Here is a 1113-nt window from a genome sequence, read left to right on the forward strand (position 1 = left end):
AGTCCGAGCTTCTGCATGATCGGGGCGGGCGTCGACGGATAGATCGCAAGCCGCGCCTTGACGGCCGCGCGCGTCGCGTCGTCGACCTGGTCGATCAGTCGTGTGGCGAGCTCGACGAACTGGCGCTGCTCGTCGTCGCTGTGGGTGCTCGACTGGACATAGAGGTCGGTCAGCACGCGCAGCAGCGTCGGACGAACATCGACGCCTTCGCGACGGGAGAGGGTCATCAGCCCGTCGAATCCTGGAAACAACGACTTGGTCATGGAGAGATACGCGACCTGGAAGAGATACTCGCCGGAGCCTATCGCGGGCTCCTTTAAAGGCTCGTTAAGGAAAACGAGGCGTGAAGCCGAACGCCTGCTTTGAAGCGTTCTCGTGCCGCAACGGGACGGTGGGTCCCGCCCGTGCGGTTACGGTGCCGCCGGCACGTTTACACCCCGTTAACCATGAACTGATCTTAATGATCCCCATGTTGCAGAGGCGCGCCGGGTCGCGCGGCAATTGAAGAGAGCTGATATGGGGACCATCATCGAATTTCCGGCCGGTCGCCGGGTGGGCGCGTCGGTGGACGTGGCTCCGCGCGCGGACATGGGCACGATTTTGATCCTTCCCGTGATCCGCATCGAGCGCGAGAGCGACGAAACCAGCGGCGATCACGGGCCGGAGCAGGGCACAGCGCCGGGGCGCCGTCGTCGTCGCCGTTAGCCTTCGGACTTTGCAATGCCGGAGAACCTCCGTCAGATCCGGCCCATCGTAACGGCCCTCATGCTCGCAGTGCTGGGCGCGACGCTTGCCGCCTGTAGTGGCGGCGATTTCGGCCGGACCCGTGCCGACATGCGCAGCGACGACATGCATCGCTGGCTGGGCGCGGAAGTCACCTCCAGCGTTGGCCTGAAGCCATCCCAATTCCAGCTCACCGACGAGGAGCGCCAGCTTCGCGACCTCGCCTATCCCCTGATCGAGCCGCCGCTGTCGCGGCCCGCCTGGAAGAGCGTGTTCGGCGACTACAAAGCGCTGCCCTCGCCCTGGCGGCAAACGATCGTGTTCGACCGCACCATGTATGGTCGCACGCTGATCGACGAGCCGCACCGTTCGCATTCTTCGCGCTATACG

1 protein-coding gene and 2 pseudogenes are annotated in these 1113 nt (G+C 64.6%); 2 read left to right on the forward strand and 1 reads right to left on the reverse strand.

What is annotated here, in order from left to right:
* Nucleotides 1–263 (reverse strand): annotated as a pseudogene (locus IVB32_RS35290) (DUF2336 domain-containing protein); the annotation flags it as partial.
* Between the two features lie 253 nt (nt 264–516).
* Between IVB32_RS35290 and IVB32_RS35295 the strand changes: the two are divergent.
* Both IVB32_RS35295 and IVB32_RS35300 read left to right on the forward strand, forming a co-directional pair.
* Nucleotides 517–705: a hypothetical protein gene (locus IVB32_RS35295; RefSeq protein ID WP_018458490.1), complete on the forward strand. Its 189-nt coding sequence runs from the start codon at nt 517–519 to the stop codon at nt 703–705.
* 15 nt (nt 706–720) lie between these two features.
* Nucleotides 721–1113: pseudogene (locus IVB32_RS35300) on the forward strand (hypothetical protein); the annotation flags it as partial.

The sequence above is a fragment of the Bradyrhizobium sp. 23 genome, assembly GCF_023073295.1.
Lineage (GTDB): Bacteria > Pseudomonadota > Alphaproteobacteria > Rhizobiales > Xanthobacteraceae > Bradyrhizobium > Bradyrhizobium canariense_D.

What these genes read in the sequence shown, in the direction of transcription:
- IVB32_RS35295 (WP_018458490.1), top strand. Translation starts at nt 517, where the DNA reads ATGGGGACCATCATCGAATTTCCGGCCGGTCGCCGGGTGGGCGCGTCG.